This window comes from Rhizobium binae, from assembly GCF_017357225.1.
Classification (GTDB): Bacteria; Pseudomonadota; Alphaproteobacteria; order Rhizobiales; family Rhizobiaceae; genus Rhizobium; species Rhizobium binae.
On sequence record NZ_CP071604.1, the window covers coordinates 3,147,971 to 3,166,647 of the forward strand.

The 18,677-nt window shown below is 59.2% G+C and carries 17 protein-coding genes and 2 pseudogenes; 8 read left to right on the forward strand and 11 right to left on the reverse strand.

The window, feature by feature from the left end; genetic code table 11:
- Nucleotides 1–602: 602 nt before the first annotated feature.
- Nucleotides 603–1,487 (forward strand): hypothetical protein, encoded by an 885-nt coding sequence (locus tag J2J99_RS15505; protein ID WP_168297498.1) that lies wholly within the window; start codon nt 603–605, stop codon nt 1,485–1,487.
- 1 nt (nt 1,488) lies between these two features.
- On the opposite strand, the gene J2J99_RS15510 is transcribed toward J2J99_RS15505, so the two are convergent.
- On the reverse strand, nt 1,489–1,941 hold the full coding sequence (locus J2J99_RS15510; protein WP_077991780.1) for a GatB/YqeY domain-containing protein: 453 nt from the start codon (nt 1,939–1,941) through the stop codon (nt 1,489–1,491).
- A 270-nt stretch (nt 1,942–2,211) separates the two neighbouring features.
- Between J2J99_RS15510 and carA the strand changes: the two genes are divergently transcribed.
- Nucleotides 2,212–3,417 carry a glutamine-hydrolyzing carbamoyl-phosphate synthase small subunit gene (carA, locus tag J2J99_RS15515; protein ID WP_012484607.1) on the forward strand — a complete coding sequence of 402 codons (1,206 nt, stop codon included), beginning with the start codon at nt 2,212–2,214 and terminating at the stop codon, nt 3,415–3,417.
- 459 nt (nt 3,418–3,876) lie between these two features.
- Here carA and J2J99_RS15520 read toward each other — a convergent pair whose 3' ends face one another.
- From J2J99_RS15520 to J2J99_RS15540, 5 genes are all read right to left on the reverse strand, one after another.
- Entirely contained in the window at nt 3,877–5,583 is a 1,707-nt protein-coding gene (locus J2J99_RS15520; RefSeq protein WP_168297499.1) for an adenylate/guanylate cyclase domain-containing protein, read from the reverse strand.
- Nucleotides 5,584–5,672: 89 nt separating this feature from the next.
- Complete coding sequence (locus J2J99_RS15525; protein ID WP_168297500.1) at nt 5,673–5,921, reverse strand: hypothetical protein; 249 nt, start codon at nt 5,919–5,921, stop codon at nt 5,673–5,675.
- A gap of 187 nt (nt 5,922–6,108) precedes the next feature.
- Nucleotides 6,109–7,113: an ABC transporter substrate-binding protein gene (locus tag J2J99_RS15530; protein ID WP_168297501.1), complete on the reverse strand. Its 1,005-nt coding sequence runs from the start codon at nt 7,111–7,113 to the stop codon at nt 6,109–6,111.
- A 41-nt stretch (nt 7,114–7,154) separates the two neighbouring features.
- Nucleotides 7,155–8,021 (reverse strand): ABC transporter permease, encoded by an 867-nt coding sequence (locus J2J99_RS15535; RefSeq protein WP_168297502.1) that lies wholly within the window; start codon nt 8,019–8,021, stop codon nt 7,155–7,157.
- Nucleotides 8,022–8,034: 13 nt separating this feature from the next.
- On the reverse strand, nt 8,035–8,814 hold the full coding sequence (locus tag J2J99_RS15540) for an ABC transporter ATP-binding protein (protein WP_168297503.1): 780 nt from the start codon (nt 8,812–8,814) through the stop codon (nt 8,035–8,037).
- 102 nt (nt 8,815–8,916) lie between these two features.
- Here J2J99_RS15540 and J2J99_RS15545 point away from each other — a divergent pair, with 102 nt between their 5' ends.
- Together J2J99_RS15545 and J2J99_RS15550 are read left to right on the forward strand one after the other, a co-directional pair.
- Nucleotides 8,917–9,582, forward strand: a complete 666-nt coding sequence (locus tag J2J99_RS15545) for a response regulator transcription factor (RefSeq protein ID WP_168297504.1) — start codon at nt 8,917–8,919, stop codon at nt 9,580–9,582.
- Complete coding sequence (locus J2J99_RS15550) at nt 9,569–10,936, forward strand: sensor histidine kinase (protein WP_246638829.1); 1,368 nt, start codon at nt 9,569–9,571, stop codon at nt 10,934–10,936. The genes J2J99_RS15545 and J2J99_RS15550 overlap by 14 nt, the downstream gene beginning before the upstream one ends.
- 45 nt (nt 10,937–10,981) lie before the next feature.
- Here J2J99_RS15550 and J2J99_RS15555 read toward each other — a convergent pair whose 3' ends face one another.
- Together J2J99_RS15555 and J2J99_RS15560 are read right to left on the reverse strand one after the other, a co-directional pair.
- Nucleotides 10,982–11,371, reverse strand: a complete 390-nt coding sequence (locus J2J99_RS15555; protein ID WP_168297506.1) for a limonene-1,2-epoxide hydrolase family protein — start codon at nt 11,369–11,371, stop codon at nt 10,982–10,984.
- Between the two features lie 80 nt (nt 11,372–11,451).
- A complete protein-coding gene (locus J2J99_RS15560) occupies nt 11,452–12,192 on the reverse strand; it encodes an SDR family oxidoreductase (protein ID WP_168297507.1) in 741 nt (246 codons plus the stop codon).
- 105 nt (nt 12,193–12,297) lie between these two features.
- Here J2J99_RS15560 and J2J99_RS15565 point away from each other — a divergent pair, with 105 nt between their 5' ends.
- Together J2J99_RS15565 and J2J99_RS15570 are read left to right on the forward strand one after the other, a co-directional pair.
- Complete coding sequence (locus tag J2J99_RS15565; protein ID WP_168297602.1) at nt 12,298–13,239, forward strand: LysR family transcriptional regulator; 942 nt, start codon at nt 12,298–12,300, stop codon at nt 13,237–13,239.
- Nucleotides 13,240–13,510: 271 nt separating this feature from the next.
- Nucleotides 13,511–13,797, forward strand: a pseudogene (locus J2J99_RS15570) (elongation factor G); the annotation flags it as partial.
- On the opposite strand, the pseudogene J2J99_RS15575 reads toward J2J99_RS15570, so the two are convergent.
- Nucleotides 13,756–13,968 (reverse strand): annotated as a pseudogene (locus J2J99_RS15575) (adenylate/guanylate cyclase domain-containing protein); the annotation flags it as partial. The pseudogenes J2J99_RS15570 and J2J99_RS15575 sit on opposite strands and share 42 nt — an antisense overlap.
- A gap of 143 nt (nt 13,969–14,111) precedes the next feature.
- Nucleotides 14,112–14,693 (reverse strand): dihydrofolate reductase family protein, encoded by a 582-nt coding sequence (locus J2J99_RS15580; protein ID WP_168297508.1) that lies wholly within the window; start codon nt 14,691–14,693, stop codon nt 14,112–14,114.
- 233 nt (nt 14,694–14,926) lie between these two features.
- Here J2J99_RS15580 and pdxR point away from each other — a divergent pair, with 233 nt between their 5' ends.
- On the forward strand, nt 14,927–16,372 hold the full coding sequence (pdxR, locus tag J2J99_RS15585; RefSeq protein ID WP_205918916.1) for a MocR-like pyridoxine biosynthesis transcription factor PdxR: 1,446 nt from the start codon (nt 14,927–14,929) through the stop codon (nt 16,370–16,372).
- A 518-nt stretch (nt 16,373–16,890) separates the two neighbouring features.
- A complete protein-coding gene (locus tag J2J99_RS15590; protein ID WP_168297510.1) occupies nt 16,891–17,211 on the forward strand; it encodes an antibiotic biosynthesis monooxygenase family protein in 321 nt (106 codons plus the stop codon).
- Nucleotides 17,212–17,227: 16 nt separating this feature from the next.
- Here the strand turns inward: J2J99_RS15590 and J2J99_RS15595 are convergent, their stop codons facing one another.
- A complete protein-coding gene (locus J2J99_RS15595) occupies nt 17,228–18,631 on the reverse strand; it encodes an MATE family efflux transporter (protein WP_168297511.1) in 1,404 nt (467 codons plus the stop codon).
- Between the last annotated feature and the right edge of the window lie 46 nt (nt 18,632–18,677).

Sequence of the window (18,677 nt, forward strand, 5' to 3'; positions counted from 1 at the left end):
CCGCTATTCACAGGCAAGGGCACCCGTCTCCGATTGCGTCGGTTATCCAATCAAAAACACGTTATCGCCCCTGCGACAGGGGTGCGACATTATTGTCCTCGCAACGCCGAAATTCAGCCCACGCCAAAGCCAGAGTAACGATACCCGCCTTTTGCCTGACTTGAATAAATCGTTTTAAAACAAATTATTGTCGCCGGCTGTAACCGGCGGCGCTCATCCCCGCGCCGCCTGTCGAGCCTCCCCTTCGGCACCTCCAAAACCGACATTTCCGGCAATCATTATATTTTTGTAATTTGAATGGGCTGCCGCACCGCAATAAGTTCGATCTCAACAAAGCGATCCCCGAGCGAAGCACCATCCCTACCCCCGGCGCCGCTTCGCAAGGGTGCCTTTGCAAATACCCTCCGGCTTGGGCTTCGGCCCTGCGTGCCGGCGGAAGCAAAGTGCAAGAAGGCAGGAGCGCCCCCAGCTCCTGCCTTCTTAAATTTTTGGCTTTTCCTGATACAAATTCCCTTTTAAAATTAACCGACTATTGACAAACCCGTTGACATCAAGCGCTTGCGTGGAGGAAGTATGGGCCGACTTTCCTGGACCCCTTCCCCATGGCCTTTACCGCTGAAACTCTCACAGCGGACGATCGCTTTTTCGCGGCGATCCTCCACTGCGCCGATCAGATGCTCGCGATCTATCGTGAGAGCCCGCGCATCGCCTCGATTTTCGCTGCACAGCAACGCTGGCTGATGGCCCATGCCGGCTTCGCGCTTCATTATGGCCACCCCGACTATGAGAAGAGCGGCCTCTATTCCGGCCGCTTCGTCGATTTTGCGGTCAAGAACGACATCGCCAGCCGCAACACGGCCGCCGCCTTCATGCAGGAAATGCTGGCCTATCGCTTCCTGCGTCCGGCGCCTGGTGCAAACAAGCGCACACGCTATCTGGAACCCACCGAAATCGCCGAGCAGCACTTCACCCGATGGCTCGTCACCCACATGATGATCCTCGACCACCTCGACGGCGGCGAGCGCGCCGAGAAGATCGCTGCCGCCCCCGCGGCGATGATGGCAGCGATCCAGCCGCGCATCGCAAAAGCGATCATCGGAAGCCAGGCGGTGCGTAGTCCAGGCCCCACCTTCAACCTCTTCAACTGGGCAAATTCCGGCGGACTGGTGATGGACTACCTGATCTCGCGCCTTCCGGGTTTTCCCCCGACAGCCGAGCGCGTCGCGATCGGCCCCCTGTCGCTGCGGGAACTCCGCGAACGGTTCATGATATCGAACACACATCTGAAGCGGCTTCTGACGCAGGCCGCGACCATGGAAAGCGTCGGCTGGACCGAACCTTCCCGCAAGGGCGACTTCTGGCTGTCACGCCGCTTCATCCTTGAATATTGGAATTATCAGGCGTCGAAATTCGCCATCGTCGATGCTGCCGCCGAGGCGGTGCTGGGGCCTGCGGTCCTCGACGAACCGCAGGCGAGACGGGTCTGAATTAGTTCAGCAGTTCCTTGACGGTCGCCGACGCCTTGGCGAAATCCATCTGGCCGGCATAACGCTCCTTGAGCGCTGCCATCACCTTGCCCATGTCCTTGGCGCCGACAGCACCAGTCTCGGCGATGATCGCCGAGACGTTGGCACGCACTTCGCTCTCCGACAGCTGCTTCGGCATGAAATCCTGGATGACGGTGATTTCGGCGCGCTCCTTGGCGGCGAGTTCCGGCCGGGAATTCTCCTCGTAGATCTTGGCCGATTCGTCGCGCTGCTTCACCATCTTGGCAAGAATCTGCAGGATTTCGTCGTCGCTCGCCTGCTCCTTGCCGGCGCCGCGATTGGCGATATCGCGATCCTTGATCGCGGCCTGAATCAGCCGGACGGTAGAAAGCCGCTCCGAATCCTTGGCCTTCATCGCCTCTTTCAGCTGGGTGGCGAGTTGATCGCGCAGCATGGTCTCTTCTCCGTTTTTGATGCCGTTTCATAAACCACGCCGATGCAACGGATCAAATAAATTGCGCGATCGGCGAGATAAAGAGCAGGAAAACGGCCGTAATCCCGGTTACAAAGATTGACGCTCAGCGTTTGCGTGGCTATCTACCGCCACCTGCACCAAAATTCGTGATCAGGACTGAAGCGCGCGGCATTGCCGTGCCCAGACGCCTGCGAGATCAAATGGCAGCCAGCGCGGCAACGCGCATCGGCCGCCGGAAACGGGATGAAGATGACCGCGACAGCACCCTGGACAATCGAAAAGCCAACCGCCCTGCTCGTTCTCGCCGACGGCACGGTGATCGAAGGCAAGGGCATCGGCGCCACCGGCAAGATCCAGGCCGAGGTCGTCTTCAACACGGCACTGACCGGCTATGAAGAGATCATGACCGACCCTTCCTATCTCGGTCAGATCGTCACCTTCACCTTTCCCCATATCGGCAATATCGGCACCAATGATGAAGACATCGAAGATCTGACGCCTGCCGCTCGCCACGGCGCCGTCGGCGTCATCTTCAAGGCCGACATCACCGAACCTTCGAACTACCGCGCCGCCAAGCATCTCGACCAGTGGCTGAAGGCCCGCGGCATCATCGGTCTCTGCGGCATCGACACCCGCGCCCTGACCGCTTGGATCCGCGAGAACGGCGCTCCCAACGCAGTGATCGCCCACGATCCGAACGGTGTCTTCGACATCGAGACGCTGAAGGCCGAAGCCAAGGCCTGGAGCGGCCTCGAAGGCCTCGACCTTGCCAAGATCGCCACGTCGGGCCAGTCCTCGCAATGGACCCAGACGCCCTGGATCTGGAACGAAGGCTACGGCGAGCTCGGTGCCGCTGATGCCAAGTATCACGTCGTCTGCCTCGACTACGGCGTCAAGCGCAACATCCTGCGCCTGTTTGCCGGCCTTGACTGCAAGGTGACCGTGGTGCCGGCGACGACGAGCGCCGAAGACGTGCTCGCCATGCAGCCGGACGGCATCTTCCTGTCGAACGGCCCCGGCGATCCGGCGGCAACTGGCGAATATGCCGTGCCGGTGATCAAAACGCTTGTTAAGACCGATATCCCGGTCTTCGGCATCTGCCTCGGCCATCAGATGCTCGGCCTCGCCCTCGGCGCCAAGACCGAGAAGATGCACCAGGGTCATCACGGCGCCAACCATCCCGTCAAGGATCACACGACCGGCAAGGTCGAGATCGTCTCGATGAACCACGGCTTCGCGGTCGACTCGAAGTCGCTGCCCGATGGCGTTGAAGAGACTCATATTTCGCTTTTCGACGGCACCAATTGCGGCCTGCGCGTCCTCGGCAAACAGGTGTTCTCCGTCCAGCACCATCCGGAGGCCTCTCCCGGCCCGCAGGACAGCCACTATCTCTTCCGCCGCTTCATCAACATGGTGCGCGAGAAGAAAGGCGAGCCGGCGCTCGCCGAACGCTGATTTCAAGAACTGCCGATTTCGCAAGAGCCCGCTAAACCGGCAGCCACTAAAGTGACGTGGAATCTCTTGAATCTTGAAAGGCAGCGATGAGAGGAAGGACCGCTTTCTGCCGAAGCGGTCTTTCTTCGTTATACAAAAATAAGGCTGCTTCGTGCCCCCATTTCGAACGTTGAAGCAGACCTGGCCCTGCCGGAAAGCAGATATTGTCTAGTTTCAAGGTAACGGCATCTCGGCGAAGCTGCATAAATGTTTCGCAAGCATCCTGTCTTCACTCTGGGTTACGGCTCATCGCCACCATGATGCAAGGCGGTCCAGCGGAAAAGTCATGCGAGGCTCGGGCTGGTTAACGCGTTTTGTGGAGCGTCTGAAGAAGCTTGACACTGCGATCCAGACCGCCGTTCTCGCGCGCGCTCCCTTGATCACGCCCTTGAACGCGCCGGAGATTGTTCCCGCCCGCTGTCACGTCTCCGGCAGGCCAGCCTTTCGGAAGCCGTCGACAATGTGGTCTCGTACAGATGCATCACGCAGCGGCTGGGAGTTCAGCCAATGACCGATGGTGAAATGAGGGTGGGCGATCAGGAACAATTCTGCTTCTCGCCGCGCCTCCTCATTGTGGCCCAACTGCGCAAGCGCAGCGGCCAGGAATTTCCGTGAGTTCGTACGATACGTGTCTTTCCTGCGGAGTGTAGCGGTTGCCGCCTCATAGTCACCCGCGGCGTATTGCGCCTGACCAAGATGACAAAGATACCAGCACGCCGGATAGGGATTGAGCCGCAGAGCTTTTTCGATCTGCGCCAGTCCGTCGGCAACCCTGCCGTCCAGCACGGACATATCAGACATGGCGGCCCACGTGTCGGCGTGGTTGGGGTCGAGTTTCAGGGCCATGGCAAAGGCGGCCTCCGATTCCTCCCATCGCCGTTCATAGGCCAAAATAGTCCCCAGAACATAACGGCAGCCCGCATCATTGGGATCCAGGTCGACCGCCTTCTGGGCTGATGTCACCGCCATGCGACGGTTAGGATCTTCGGGCTCGCCGAAATGAGTCCAGGCTAGCCAACGGTTATAGGCGAGCAGACCGAGCGCCTCGGCATATGTTGGCTCGAGCTTGACCGCGCGTTGGAGCAGCATATAGGCCTCACGCTCGGTTTGCGGCGACTCCTCCGTCAGGAGACGGGCGCGTACACACAGATCGTAGGCCTCGAAGTTCCTCGGCCGATTGCGCGGCGTCGGGATGGTCAGCCGGCCGACGAGGGCTTCAATGATCTTGGCATTGACCTCATCCTGTAATTCGAAAACATCTTCCACCGTCCTGTCGAACCGTTCGGCCCACAAGTGCTGGCCGCCATGCGCGTCGATCAATTGGGCATTGATGCGGACACGGCCCATTGCGCGTCTGGCGCTCCCCTCCAGGACGTAGCGGACGCCGAGTTCCTGGGCGACCAGCTTTACGTCGACCGGCTTGCCCTTGTAGCCCCACACGGAATTGCGCGCGATGACGAACAGGCCCGCCGTGCGGGAAAGGTCGGTGATCAGGTCTTCGGTCAAGCCGTCGACGAAAGGCGCGTCCGCTTCATCCCCACTCATGTTCGTGAACGGCAATACAGCGATCGAGGGACATTCGGGCAGCGGCAAAATGCTTTGCAGCGCATCCGGCCAATGCCACAGGTGGACCGGGCGAGTGAGGTTCTTCAGGTAGCGTTCGCCTGCATCGAAGAACCGGTCGCCGATCTTGCCGACGATCTCGCCATGAACGCTGGCTGAAATGCAGATGCCTCCCGGCGCGGCCAGCGTCTCGAGGCGCGCCGCGACATTGACGCCGTCGCCGAGGACGTCCCAACCCTCGTCAATGACATCTCCCAGATTGACGCCGACACGCAAAAGCAGGCGCCGGTCCCCGGAAGCCTCAACAGCAGTGGTGGCCCGTTGCATTTCCAAGGCTGCGGCGACCGCTTCCACCGCGCTGCCGAATTCGATCAGGAAGCCGTCGCCCACGACCTTGAAGATGCGACCGTTGTGACGCATCACAGCCGGCTCGATGACGCCGGAACGGAGTTCCCTGAGATTCGCCAGCGTTGCGACTTCATCAGCCTCCATCAGGCGTGAATATCCCACCACATCCGCAACGACGATGGCGGCAAGGCGACGCTGAAGAGATTGGTCCGTCATGTGAGGACAAGCCCAACGACCAAACTCCCAAGGTATTGTTCAAGTGCCGGCGAGTCAACAAGCAGGCGACCTCCACCTCCATCAAGCCGTCATCCCTCTTTGTGACCGACGGCGTCGAAGTGGACGACGCGGAGATAAGTATCCACGGAAAGCGGACGGTTCTTGAACGTCTGGTGATGACCGGCGAACGGCTGGTCGCCAGCGGCGGTTTCCGCTGAGATGGGAGTGAAAAGCGCGCGCTTCCTCAGCACGCGCATACTTGGATACCGGTCCACCCACCCTCCGTCGTCCTCGGGTTTGATCCGAGGACCCACGTCGGCGTCTTCGGCTGTGGCCATGGATTCCAGGCTCATGGCCTGGAATGACGGAGGCCGGAGGTGCGTTTCCGCCCAACTCGCCGGCGGCGCGGACCGGAGAGTTTCGATGCGCTTGCCGCGATGTCATTTGCGACAACCGTATCAACCGCACTGAGAAAGTTGACGAAGGCCAAGACATCGGAATGTCTCGACCCTCGCTGGGAGGGCCTTAGCTGCCTTTGCGATCCGCAAGCTGTGGCACGAACATATCGCTCCACTTGCTTGGCACGTTCTTGATCAGGCCGGCGCGGTGCATGAAATCGGCAAAATTCATGATCCCGTTCGGGGTCGTATCAAACTTCGCGTCCTTGTCCTCGATCATCTCCTGCGCATCCGCGGGCTCGACCTTAACCTTGGAGCTTTTGGAGAAGATTTCCGCCGCCTGCTTCTTGTCCTTGGCAATCAGGCCGTTGGCTTCATCGAGCGCATCGATGAAGGCCTGCGTCATCTTGGGATTGGCATCGACAAACTTCTTCGGTGCGAAGGTGACGTCGAGTGTAATGTTGCCGAGATAGTCCGTCGAGCTCAGCACCCGGTGAACGTTTGGCGACTTGGCTTCGATGTACTGGAAGGGAGGGGACGTAAAGTGGGCGTTGATTTCGGTTTTCCCACTCACGAGAGCGGCCAATGCTTCGGGATGAGGAAGGCTGACCGTGAGAGGATCGAGCTTCGCGTAGTTCTCTTCGCCGAACTCCTTCGCGACAATCATCTGCAGCACGACGGCGGCAAGTGATGTCTTGATGCCTGGAAGTGCGATCTTATCGCTACTCTTAAAGTCTTTGAGCGACTTGATCTCGGACTTGTTCGTGTTGAGCCACAGCGAAGTGGAGCTCATGCCCGAAACGCCAACGACTTCAACGTTGGGGATGCCCTTCGCCTTGGACCACAGCGTAACGAAGCCCGGAGCACCCGTTCCGGCAAAATCCAAGGTACCGGCCATCATGGCGTCGTTGATGACATTGCCGCCATCAAGCGAGAGCCAGGAAACCTTGACGTCGCCAAGACCGGCTTCCCTGGCATGCTTCTCGAGAAGTTTCTGATTCTCCATGACGATCAAGGGCAGATAGAGAATGCCGAAGCCCTTGGAAATCCTGACTTCGCTGACCTCCGCACGCGCAGCAGTGGCGAGCAAACCAGCTGCAATCAGACCTAAAAATGCCTGTTTCAGTTTCATGTCTTTCTCCTCCTTGTAAACATGAATTCTTCGTTCGATGACTAGTGTTGCATGCCCCAGCGGCGAACCGTTTTGCGCTCGATGGCTGCAAAGATGATATTTTCTACAAAAAGGCCGATCAGGATGACGGTGAACAGGCCAGCGAACACATTTGCCGTTTCAAGCTGATTGCGGTTTTCGTAAATGAACCAGCCAAGTCCACCTGAACCGGACGACACACCAAAAACCAGTTCCGCTGCGATCAAGGTGCGCCATGCGAACGCCCAGCCCACCTTCAACCCGGTCAAAATGGCGGGAAAGGCTGCGGGAATAAGGATGAGTCGGACAAGCGTGAGGCGCTTGAGGTGGTAGTTCTGGCCGACCATCTTGAGTGTGGGCGAGACGGAGCGGAAGCCGGCATGGGTGTTGAGTGCAATTGCCCACAGGACTGAGTGAACCAGAACGAAGATAACGCTGCCGGAACCAAGACCGAACCAGATAAGTGCCAGAGGCAGAAGCGCGATCGCCGGAAGCGGATTGAACATCGAGGTCAATGTCTCGAGCAGGTCCGCACCCAGCCGTGATCCAATTGCAAGGGTGGTCAGCAATGAGGCGAGAACGATACCGATGCCGTAACCGACGATCAGCGTTCTGAGCGATACGATCATACGATCGGGAATGACGCCGTTGACGATATTGGAGACAAAGGCTTCAACCGTCTGCCCGAATGTCGGGAACAGAAGAGGATTGGCAAGCCAGCGGCCATAGATTTCCCACATGAGGGCCAGAATCAAGAGAATGAAGGCTTTTCGCAGAAAACCGAGGCGATAGACGCGTTCGAACGCACTGACAGACTTGGCGACAATCGGAGCGTTGCCGGAATTCACGTCGTTTATGATTTCCGGTCTGAATGTGAAAAGATCGGTCATTTTGGTCATCCCGTCAGTGTGATGCGAACAGCATGTCGTTGATGCGGCTCTCGAGTTCCGCCTGTCTGGCAGTTCCGAGTTGATCCGGCGCGATGCTGTTGAGCTCGGCCTTGACCTCGCCAGGATGGGGCGACAGCAACAGAATGCGTGTACCGACGCGGATTGCTTCTTCGATCGAGTGCGTGACAAAAAGAACGGTGAATTTGGTATCGTCCCACAGACGCAGGAGCTCGTCCTGCATCTTGCGGCGAGTCAGCGCATCGAGAGCGGCGAAAGGCTCGTCCATGAGAAGGACATCGGGCTCCATAGCCATTCCGCGTGCAATTGCCACGCGCTGCTTCATGCCGCCAGAAAGCATGTGCGGGTAGCTGTTCATGAACCTCGCCAGCCCCACTTTTTCGATGTAAGACTCTGCGCGGTCACGCGCTTCGGCACCCGAAAGGCGGCCCGACGCGGTGAGCGCGAACCTGACGTTCTCGAGAACCGTCTTCCACGGAAGCAGTTGATCGAACTCCTGAAAGACCATCATGCGGTCTGGACCAGGCTCGGCAACCGGGCGGTCCTTGATCGTGATTTCACCTTCCGTCACAGGAAGATAGCCACCGATCGCCTTCAACAGAGTGGATTTGCCGCAGCCCGACGGGCCAAGAAGAATGAAGCGGTCGGAATTGTGCACATCGAAGCTCACGCGGCGGGTCGCGGTGATCAACGCGTCAGGTGTTTTATATTGTATCGTGACGCCTTCAACGCGCAGCAAAGGTGCCGGCGTCACGCCAGTGGATAGCGTGTCCATCAATCCTCCCAAGATATAGTCTGCAACTCCTCTAGTGCGATTTGAAGGTTACCAAGCTATTCTGACTCTTGTCTGACTCAGGCAGCGGGGAGGCGTGGGAGCGTGCGAGTTTTAATCGTGGAGGATACCGAGGACATTGCGAAAGCGATCTCTATCCGTTTGGAAAATGCGGGCCACGCCGTGGATCTGGAAGCCGATGGAGCCAATGCCATCGATCTCCTGAATGTTCAGACGTACGATCTGGTTATTCTCGACCTGACATTGCCTGGCTGCGACGGGCTCGAGGTTCTGCGCAACATTCGCTCCCGCCGCGTGAAAACGCCGGTTCTTGTGCTGACGGCACGCTCCGAAGTCAACGAGAAGATCAGCGCTCTCGATCTGGGTGCCGATGACTATTTGACCAAACCTTTCGACTATGGAGAACTGGAAGCGAGAGCGCGAGCCTTGATGAGACGCAATGACGGGCTGGCGGATAATCGCATTTCTTTCGGCGCTCTTGTGGTGGACCGCAAGGCGCGAGTGGCAGCGGTCGATGGCCAGCCGCTCAGCCTCACACGAAGGGAGTTGACCGTTCTTGAAATACTCGCTTCAAGGCCGGAGAGAATTTTCTCCAAGGAAGAATTGGTCGATCAGCTTTTCAATTTCGATCAGGATCCCAGCTCCAACGCCGTCGAGCAATTTGTCGCCAGGATAAGGCGAAAGCTCAGTGGCTCTTCCGTGGAGATCCGAACGTTGCGCGGCCTTGGGTATCAAATTGTCTCTACGTGAATTCAGCCGATCGATCAGGGTCAGGATACTCGGGCTTGTTGCAGGCGTTCTTGCTGGTGGAGCTGTCATTTTAGGCTGCATGGCGTTTTACGCTGCCAATACCGCAGCGCGAGAGGCCTATGACCGGCTCCTTGGAAGCGGTGCAGTCCAGTTTGCAGAAAACGTCTTTGTGCAAGGCGGTGTCGTGACGCTGGACCCTCCAGCCTCGACCATCTCAGCCCTTGCTGCCTACGATCTTGTCTTCTATCGCATTGTCGACCCACGGGGTATTGTCGTTGCAGGGAGCGAGGACCTTTCCCACACGGCGCTGCCTCAGCAGACGCAGAAAGAGTTGGTTTTCGAAGATGGCGTCTATGCGGATCAGCCCGTGCGCATGGCCACGATCTCGAAGAAAATCGAAAATCCCGCCGTTACCGGCTGGGCAGAGATCACGGTCGCACAGACGATACATGCTCGCATCGGCCTCGCCCGTAGGCTGACATACGAGGCGCTCGTAGTGATCGGTGTGATGTTCTTGCTGGCCGTGTCGGCGACCACGCTCTCGCTGCGATTTGCCCTGAAACCGCTCATACAGATCGAGCACGAGATCCAGTCGCGCGATCCTGACGATCTGTCACCGATTCATGCCGAGCCTCCGGTCGAGATACGCAACCTCGTCCAGTCCATCGACGGGTTCATGCGCCGACTGTCCGAGCGAATCGCGATGTTCCAGAGGTTCATCGGAGATGCCGCACATCAGATGCGCACACCGCTCGCTGCACTCGACGCACAGGTCGAGATGCTTTCAAATGCGAAGTCCGATGCTGCAATAAAGGATTCAATCTCACGGATAAGGGAAAGGAACAACGAACTGGGGCGCCTCACCGGCCAATTGCTCGATCATGCCATGATCCTCCACCGCATCGATGCGGCTCGATTTGATCCCGTGGATATCAACGAGTTTGTCAAGCTTGTAATGTCGAAAGCGGTGCCACTTTCGATGTCGAGGGAGATTGACGTCAGCTTCAGGCCTACAACCCCTGATATCGTTCTTTCCGTCGATGCGGTCAGCCTCCGGGAGGCAATCTCAAACCTCATCAATAATGCCTTGGCTCACGGAGCGACCTCCAAGCTGGAAGTGGAGGTCAAACCTCTTCCAGGAAGCGTGAGCATCATCATCCGTGACGACGGAGATGGTTTCGCTGCCGACCCACAATCGCTGCTTGCTCCGTTCGAAAAAGGGCCCAAATCCCGCGGCTCGGGATTGGGCCTGACAATCGCGTCTGAGGTCGCGAAAGCGCACAACGGCTCACTGCTTTTTCGACGAGAAAATGATTTCACCGTTGTTCAGCTCATTCTGCCGGTGCCGCCCTGATGCTGAGACGTTGTCGTCCATAAGCAGCCAATATATTCTATCGAGTTATTTCGCGATGAGAGCCAACTGCCGATCGAAATCAGAGGGATCGAAATAGTCGCGCCATACGGTGATCACTCCCTCCACGACCGTCAGCGTCCCCATGACCGGAAGTATGATTTTTCCACCGCCCTCATGCAGGAACACATCAAGCCGTTCGTTAAGGACGACATTTCCGGCCGCCGCGATCTGTGTGACCGTCCAATCAACCGTGAATGTCGTTCCAATTCCGAAATCCCGGTGAAACTTTCGGACATTCTCACGCCCGACGATGTTCGGGAACGGTACGTTGTCATACAGCAGTTCTTCGGAAAGCATGGCGATCGCCTCGTCGATGTGGCCGGTGTTCCAGTGGCCGAAGAAGGTCAGGGCTGCCTTGGTTGGGTCAGTCGACATTCAGTGAATTCCTTCTAGACGGGTTCGAAAACCCTAGCGACAAATTTCGGAGAGTTCTGGCTCGCAAAGCTGAAAAGCATTCAGACCAGCCGCGATCCACCGTCGAGGTTGAGCGTCGCGCCGTTCATCCAGCCATTCGCCATGAGGAATACGACTGCCGCCCCGGCTTCCTCGGCGCTCCCGAGACGATGTAAAGGCAATGTTGCCCTGAGACCCTGGACAAAGGCGTCGCGACCGTCGCCAAGTGCCTTGCCGAGCAGTGGAGTATCGATCGGACCCGGCGAAAGGGTGTTCACCCGGCGCGGCGCGAGTTCCAACGCAAGGCCGCGTGCCAATGCTTCCATCGCTGCCGAAGCGGCAGCGAGAACCGCGGTCCCATAGGCATTCGGCCGGTCGCCCAGCGCTCCGGAGATGAATGTCACCGAACCGTCGGCAGCGAGCCGGTCTCCAAGGGACCGAAGAATATATATCGCCGCCCAGACGCGCTCTTCGAACGCGCGGCGGAGATGGTCGACATCGGCTTCCAGCACCTGGCCGACGACGAAGCTTCCGGCCAGCAAGACGAGGTGATCGACATGTTCGATGTCAGCGAGCGCGGATTCGATAGCGGCGCGCTTGGTCACATCAGCCGCCCTCCAGCCACTGAGGCCATGTTGTTCTGCGGCTTGTCTTGCCCGTTCGGCGTCAGATCCGACCACGATGACTTTTGCGCCGAGGGACTTGGCTTGAGTGGCTGCGGCGAGGCCGATCCCCGAGGTGCCGCCGACGATGAGAATGGTTTTGCCTGAAAGGGTATCCGAGATGTTTGATTGAGCGCCCATCGCTCTGGCTCCGTTTTGGAGGCGCTCGATTGCGCCGATGGCCAGAAAGTAATTCCAACTCCTTCGATTGATAATTGGCCCAATATTCGCTTTACTCATGCCATCATGGCACAAATCGGTATAGAACGTCTCACTGGCCTGATTGCTTTTGCGCGGGCCGCGTCCCTTGGAAGCTACACGGCGGCAGCCCGCGCGCTTGCGGTGTCACCGTCGGCCGTCAGCAAGAGCGTCCAGCGGCTCGAGCAGCAGCTCGGCATTGTCCTGTTCCTCCGCACCACGCGCTCTCTGACGCTTACGCCGGAGGGCCGCGATCTGCACGATCGCGCGCTACGTCTCTTGCGGGAGGCCGAGGATATCGAGCAGGCCGCAATGGCCGCCCGCGCCGAACCGTCCGGCATTCTCCGGATATCCGCACCACTTCCGGTCGGCGTGCATATACTCGGTCCCGCGCTTCCTCGCTTGCGCGCACGCCATCCGAAACTCGCAATCGATCTGCGCCTGGGAGATCAGTTCGTAGACATGATCGAGGAGGGTATAGATGTCGCCATTCGGGTTGGAGCACTGGCCGACTCGCGTTTGAAGTCCCGACGGCTTGCGTCGCATCGCCTTTGCGCCTTTGCTTCGCCCGAGTATCTGAGACGACGGGGTACGCCTCGACATCCTGACGAACTAGCGGCGCATGACTGCGTCAATTTTCGCTTCCAGAGCTCGGGCCAGACACTTCGCTGGCCTTTTGCATCAGGAAAACGAGTCTTCGAGGCCACGCCAGAGATTGGGATCACGGTGGACACAAGCGATGGTGTCGCCGCTGTCCTCGTCGCCGGCGGCGGCGTCGGCATCTCTCCAACCTACATCGCCGCGCCCTATGTGAAACGCGGCGAACTCGTGCCGATCCTCGCCGCCTTCGCCGTCGACCGCTCCAGCATGATTGCGCTCTGGCCAGAGAGCCGCCGCGCCAATCCGAATGTCAAAGCATTTCTGACATTTCTCGATGAGGTTTTCCCGGCGCGCCCACCTTGGGATGAAGTGGTGTTTGCCGGACAGTAGTGTTGCGGGCTCGGATGGCGCTACCGGGAAGGCCAGACTTCGGCCCTGATCGCAATCCCCGAAAACGCCGCCCGACCGGCTTGGCCGTAGGTCTGGGCTAGATTCAAACAGCCCGAAAGGCTCGAGGCCGGAGCTTGTAAAATCCGCGTGGGAGCAGAACACCGGTTCCTCTCCAGGTCATTGTGGAGCTGAACACCTCTGGCGCCTTGCAGCGGTTCAGGGCATCCTATGATGGCTGAGAATTGTGGTTATGGCAGTTGGAGGATTGCCGATGCGCTGCTTTACCGTGCTTGGACCCTCACAGACCGGAAAATCGACAGTCGTGGAAAAGCTCGGCTCGCTGGAGGGCACGCCGAGAAATCCAGCTCCCCTTATGGACTGAACCTCACGGAATTCACCTTTGGAAATGAGGCGTGGTGTGCACTGGATGCGCCGGGACCCAACGAAGCTTTGGTGCATGCGCAGCAGGCGCTTCTTGCCAGCGACGCCTGCATACTGTGCGTTTCATCGGCACCCGAGGAGGCTGTGCTCGCCGCGCCCGACAGCAGCGGTGGCCCGTTGCATTTCCAACGCTGCTGCGACCGCTTCCACCGCGCTGCTGAATTCGATCAGGAAACCGTCGCCCACGACCTTGAAGATGCGGCCGTTGTGGCGCATTACAGCCGGCTCGATGACGCCGGAACGGAGTTCCCTGAGGTTTTCAAGCGTTGCGACTTCATCAGCCTCCAGTGCCGGCGAGTCAACAAGCGGTAAGAGGGCCGGATCGGTGTCGGCACCAGACGGGGTCTCGCCGCAAACGGCCCTTTGCATCGAGCAGATGTTCGTGGCTGGCCAGCTTCAAGGCATAGTAGAGCGCCCCGTCTCGTCAGACCCTAGAAACTGGCTTGGCGACGGACACGATAGCGGATGTGTGTCGCCGCCGGCGTGTCGATTACCCTGACAAGCTCCAGCTCGATCTCTGACGGCAAAACATCGAACAGCCGGCGGCCGTGACCGAGCAGCACCGGGATCAGATGGATCTGGATCTCGTCCAGCACCCCGGCCCGGAGTGCTTCTTGCGCCGTGTAACCACCCCGCAGTTGCACGTCCCGATCACCGGCCGCGGCCTTCGCCAGCGCCATCGCGCTCTCGATTCCTTCGTTCACGTAGGTCACCAACGGATAACCCCAACGGGCAGCGGGCGGCGGAGGCCGGTGACTGGGCACGAAGATCGGAGCGCCGCCATGACTGCCTCCCCAGTGATCCATGAGCTCGGCAGTCCGCCTGCCAGCAAGAACTGAACCGGCCGCCTTCCATTCGGCCTCGAATTCACGGACAGGCCCGGCTTGAGCGGATCCCTCGTCCGCATCCGCCCAGTGGTGCAGCCGCTCTCCATCCTCGCCTCCAAGATAATCGTTTTCGTCGGCGATATACCCATCGAGTGACATCGACATGTCGAGGATGGATTTGGACATTTCGTTCTCCTATGACGACTGAAGGTCAAGTGTGCGAAGGCTGCTGTCGGCAGGTGCGGTGGGCGCCGTGCCTGGGTCCGATCATTCAGGTTCGTTAGACCAATTCACGACGATCAATGTTGCACGGAGATTGGACTGTCGAAAGGACCGATTATCACAAAATCCATGGAACCAATCTTCGTGATGCGGTAGAGGTGCTTGACGCAACCCCTCAGACTTGGTGGAGACCCAACTTGGTCCTTGCGCTGGAGCTTGATATTCGGCTGCCCGACAAAAACACGGGCCAGCTTGTCAGCCAATTGCATCGACAACTTCGGACAGCGATCGTCAGCGGTCGGTTGCGCGCTGGAACGCAATTGCCCCCCACTCGGAAGTTGGCGCTGGAGCTCGGGATTTCCCGCAATAGCGTCGTCGCTGCGTACGACCTGCTGCTCAGCGAGGGTTATCTGAGCGGCAAGGTAGGGTCCGGGAGCTTCGTCAACGAGATGCGGGGTCTTCGTTCCGGTCAACGAAGACGTCCTGACTCAGATTTCACCTCGCTGATTGCGCCGTTGTGGCGACGCCCACCGACAATTCCCAGCACCAGCGTGCCAAAGACCGTCAGCTACGATTTCAGGTTCGGACACCCGGATGTTGCGCATTTCCCTCATCACATATGGCAACGGCTGTCAGGTCGCGCGATGCGGCAAGCCCTTCGGCGAGGTGAAGAGGCCGGTCCGCCTGAAGGCCTCCAGGTCTTGCGTGAGGCCATCGTGCAGCATGCGTCGTTTTCCCGCGCGATTTCCTGCCAGCCTGAGAACGTCGTGGTAACCAACGGCGCGCAACAAGGCTTTTCGCTGCTCGCACAAGTCCTCGTGCAATCAGGCAAGACAGTCGTTGCGATCGAAGATCCCGGCTACCGCCCAGCGAGGCTTGCGTTCGCGACCGCCGGCGCAAGGATAATGCCGGTGCCCGTCGATGCCGAGGGCATCGTGGTCTCCAAACTGCCGCGAGACGCCGGCGTCATCTATGTCACGCCGACGCACCAATCTCCGCTTGGCGTGACTATGTCCGCCAGGCGGCGAACCGAGTTGCTCGCTTTTGCCGAGACACATTCGGCCGTCATTGTCGAGGATGACTACGACAGTGAATTCCGATACGGCGACCGCCCGCACGACGCCCTGCAGACTTTTGATGAGTCTGGGGTCGTCTTCTACGTCGGCACCTTTACGAAGAGCATGTTTCCCAGCTTGCGGCTGGGCTTTGTGGTATCCCCACCCTGGGCAAGCGACGCGCTGATCGCCGCCAAGCGCGTTGCTGACGGGCAATGCGCGGCGATCCTGCAAGCCACGTTGGCAGACTTCATTCTTGAGGGCCATCTGGCGCGCCACGTACGAAAAATGCGCAGCGTCTACAGCACCAGGAATGATACCGTGCTCAAATCGCTGATTGAGCATCTCCCTGACTTGCTGGAGCCGATTCCAACGTCGGCCGGGATACACTGTGCTGCGTTTTTCCGAACACCGGTCGACATCAATGACGTGATCAACCGAGCGACGAACGCAGGTATCGCAATAGAAGATCTTGATCGGTTCTGGGTTGCGCCTCCACCAAGATCGGGCCTGGCTTTCGGATTCAGTGCAATAGACGAAAGCCGGATCAAAGACGGTATCGCCTTGCTGGCAAAGATCTTGACCTAGGACCCACGTGTCTTGCGCGACGTCATTCTCGATGGCACGTGGCGCCGGTTTTCCCGCTCCGCTCAATCGCCGGGCCCTATGGTGCTGTCGCCTTCGATGAGGCGACCGGGCGTTGGTTGTTGTTGGCCGTCTCTTGCTTCTTGAACGTCTGGTGATACGCGGCGAGCGGGGCTTCGGCGGAAGTGCCCGGTTCTGTTCGCGAAATGGGGTTCTGGGGAGACCCGAACTGCACCTGCGCTAAGTCTGCATTTCTGACTAGCTCTCCAGATGCGGCCAGTCTCCTTCCGGCCCCAAAACGGTCGTTCTTTCACGTCGAGCCCACCGACCGCTGCTGGCGCACAGTTGTTACCCAGCTAAACCACGATATAGGACGCAATGCCGTCAATCTGAAACACGACGGCTTCAGGAAGCGGTCGCAATTCCAGGTGAGTGACCGGACGTCTTCGCTTCCATATTGACCTCAACCATACTTGAGGAATTACAAACGCCCCGCAGACATCCGATGCAGGAGAAAAGGGATGAGCGGAGCTTTTTATCGTGTCGATAAGTTCGTCGTGCCGGCTGCGGCGCGCGAGGAATTTCTCGTCAAAGTGATGATGACCCACAAACTGCTGGAGGCGCAGGAGGGTTTCATCGATCATAGGGTGCTGGAGCAAGTCGCCGGTCCCGGCGAATTCAATTTCGTCACCATTGCCGAATGGGAAAATACCGAGGTCGTCGAGCGTGCGCGGGCAGTCGTCGCGGCCGCCCACAAGGCCGCCAATTTCGATCCGCAGGAGATGTTTGCCCGTCTCGGCATTCGCGCCGATATCGCCAGCTACAAACCTGTCGCCGCTTGAGGAAGGACGGCGCGCCTCAAGCGCCGGCCGGCGCGCCTTCCCGGCGAAGAAGAAGGTAGAAGCGAGCGCAGAGCATGACGGCGGCAGCCGCCAGTCCGACGAGGAAGCCGAACCAGATGCCAATGCCGCCGAAGCCGAGCGGGAAGGCAAAGGCCCAGGCAAGGAAGAAGCCGATCGGCCAATAGGCGATCAGCGCCATGATCATCGGCACGCGCGCATCTTTCAGGCCGCGCAGCAATCCGTTGGCGATCACCTGCAGCCCGTCGACGAGCTGGAAAAGCCCGGCAACGACGATCAGCGGCCCGGCATAGGCCAGCACTTGCGGCGCCTCGGGCGAGCTGACGTCGAGGAACCAGCTGCCGAGGAATTGCGGCATCGTGGCAAAGAACACCGAACCCACCGCCGAGATCGCGCAGGCGATGACGACAACCATGATCGAAGCGCGCACCAGCCCGTCATAATCGCCCTGCCCGTGCGCGACGCCGACGCGCACTGTCGCCGCCTGGCTGAGGCCTAGCGGAATCATGAAGGCGATCGAGGCCCACTGAAGGGCGATGCCGTGGGCGGCAAGCTCGATGGTGCCGATGTAGCCCATCAAGAGCGATGCCACCGTGAACAGGCTGACCTCGGCAAGCACGGTAACGCTGATCGGCAGGCCGAGTCGGATGACTTCCAGCAGTGCATGCCAGTCGGGCTTCCAGAACCGCACGAAGATCTCGTAGCGGCGTGTCTCCTCCCGCTTCTGGACGAAGGCAAGGATGAAGAGGAAACCAGCTGTCTGCACCACGACCGACACGATGGCCGCGCCTTCGAGCCCCATTGCGGGGAAGCCGAAATGGCCGAGCACCAAGGCATAGGCGAAGATCGCATTCATCACAAGGGTGACGATGGTGACATTGAGGATGATGCCCGCCTTGCCGATGGCGCTGACGAGGGCCCGCATGACGTTGAAGAGCAGCGCCGGCAGCACGCCGAACTGGCCGATCATGATGTAGCCATGGGCAAGCTTCGCCACCTCCGGCTTCTGTTGCGCGAAAAGAAGGATCTGCTCGGAATTGAAGAAGGCGGGCTGCATAATGACCCAGTACCCGATCACCACCCAGAGGCCCATACGCAGCGCCCGGCGCACGGAGACGATGTCGCCGCGGCCATAGGCCTGCGCCACCATCGGGATGACGGCGATGGCAAAACCCGATCCGAAGATCAGGATCGTGAACAGGAACTGGGCCGACAGCACCATCGCCGCCAGATGCTCGGCGCCGAGACGCCCGACAATCATAACGTCGGTGGTGTTGATGCCGAGCTGAGCGAGCTGGGCGCCGATCAGGGGAATACCGAGCGCCAGCGTTGCGCGGAAATGTGCGCCCCAACGGTTATCGTTTGTCGGCGCAAGCCTGCGCGCGTCGATCGGCGTGTCCATGACACCAGTCCTGTGATTGAAATCTGCAACGCCGCGCAAGTATGCG

Excerpts from the sequence above, each read along its gene's own strand:
- J2J99_RS15540 (WP_168297503.1), bottom strand. The coding sequence starts at position 8,814 with ATGGACACGCTATCCACTGGCGTGACGCCGGCACCTTTGCTGCGCGTT.
- J2J99_RS15530 (WP_168297501.1), bottom strand. The coding sequence starts at position 7,113 with ATGAAACTGAAACAGGCATTTTTAGGTCTGATTGCAGCTGGTTTGCTC.
- J2J99_RS15505 (WP_168297498.1), top strand. The coding sequence starts at position 603 with ATGGCCTTTACCGCTGAAACTCTCACAGCGGACGATCGCTTTTTCGCG.
- J2J99_RS15520 (WP_168297499.1), bottom strand. The coding sequence starts at position 5,583 with ATGACGGACCAATCTCTTCAGCGTCGCCTTGCCGCCATCGTCGTTGCG.
- J2J99_RS15590 (WP_168297510.1), top strand. The coding sequence starts at position 16,891 with ATGAGCGGAGCTTTTTATCGTGTCGATAAGTTCGTCGTGCCGGCTGCG.
- J2J99_RS15565 (WP_168297602.1), top strand. The coding sequence starts at position 12,298 with ATGGCACAAATCGGTATAGAACGTCTCACTGGCCTGATTGCTTTTGCG.
- J2J99_RS15560 (WP_168297507.1), bottom strand. The coding sequence starts at position 12,192 with ATGGGCGCTCAATCAAACATCTCGGATACCCTTTCAGGCAAAACCATT.
- J2J99_RS15555 (WP_168297506.1), bottom strand. The coding sequence starts at position 11,371 with ATGTCGACTGACCCAACCAAGGCAGCCCTGACCTTCTTCGGCCACTGG.
- J2J99_RS15525 (WP_168297500.1), bottom strand. The coding sequence starts at position 5,921 with ATGGCCACAGCCGAAGACGCCGACGTGGGTCCTCGGATCAAACCCGAG.
- carA (WP_012484607.1), top strand. The coding sequence starts at position 2,212 with ATGACCGCGACAGCACCCTGGACAATCGAAAAGCCAACCGCCCTGCTC.
- J2J99_RS15535 (WP_168297502.1), bottom strand. The coding sequence starts at position 8,021 with ATGACCGATCTTTTCACATTCAGACCGGAAATCATAAACGACGTGAAT.
- J2J99_RS15580 (WP_168297508.1), bottom strand. The coding sequence starts at position 14,693 with ATGTCCAAATCCATCCTCGACATGTCGATGTCACTCGATGGGTATATC.
- J2J99_RS15595 (WP_168297511.1), bottom strand. The coding sequence starts at position 18,631 with ATGGACACGCCGATCGACGCGCGCAGGCTTGCGCCGACAAACGATAAC.
- J2J99_RS15510 (WP_077991780.1), bottom strand. The coding sequence starts at position 1,941 with ATGCTGCGCGATCAACTCGCCACCCAGCTGAAAGAGGCGATGAAGGCC.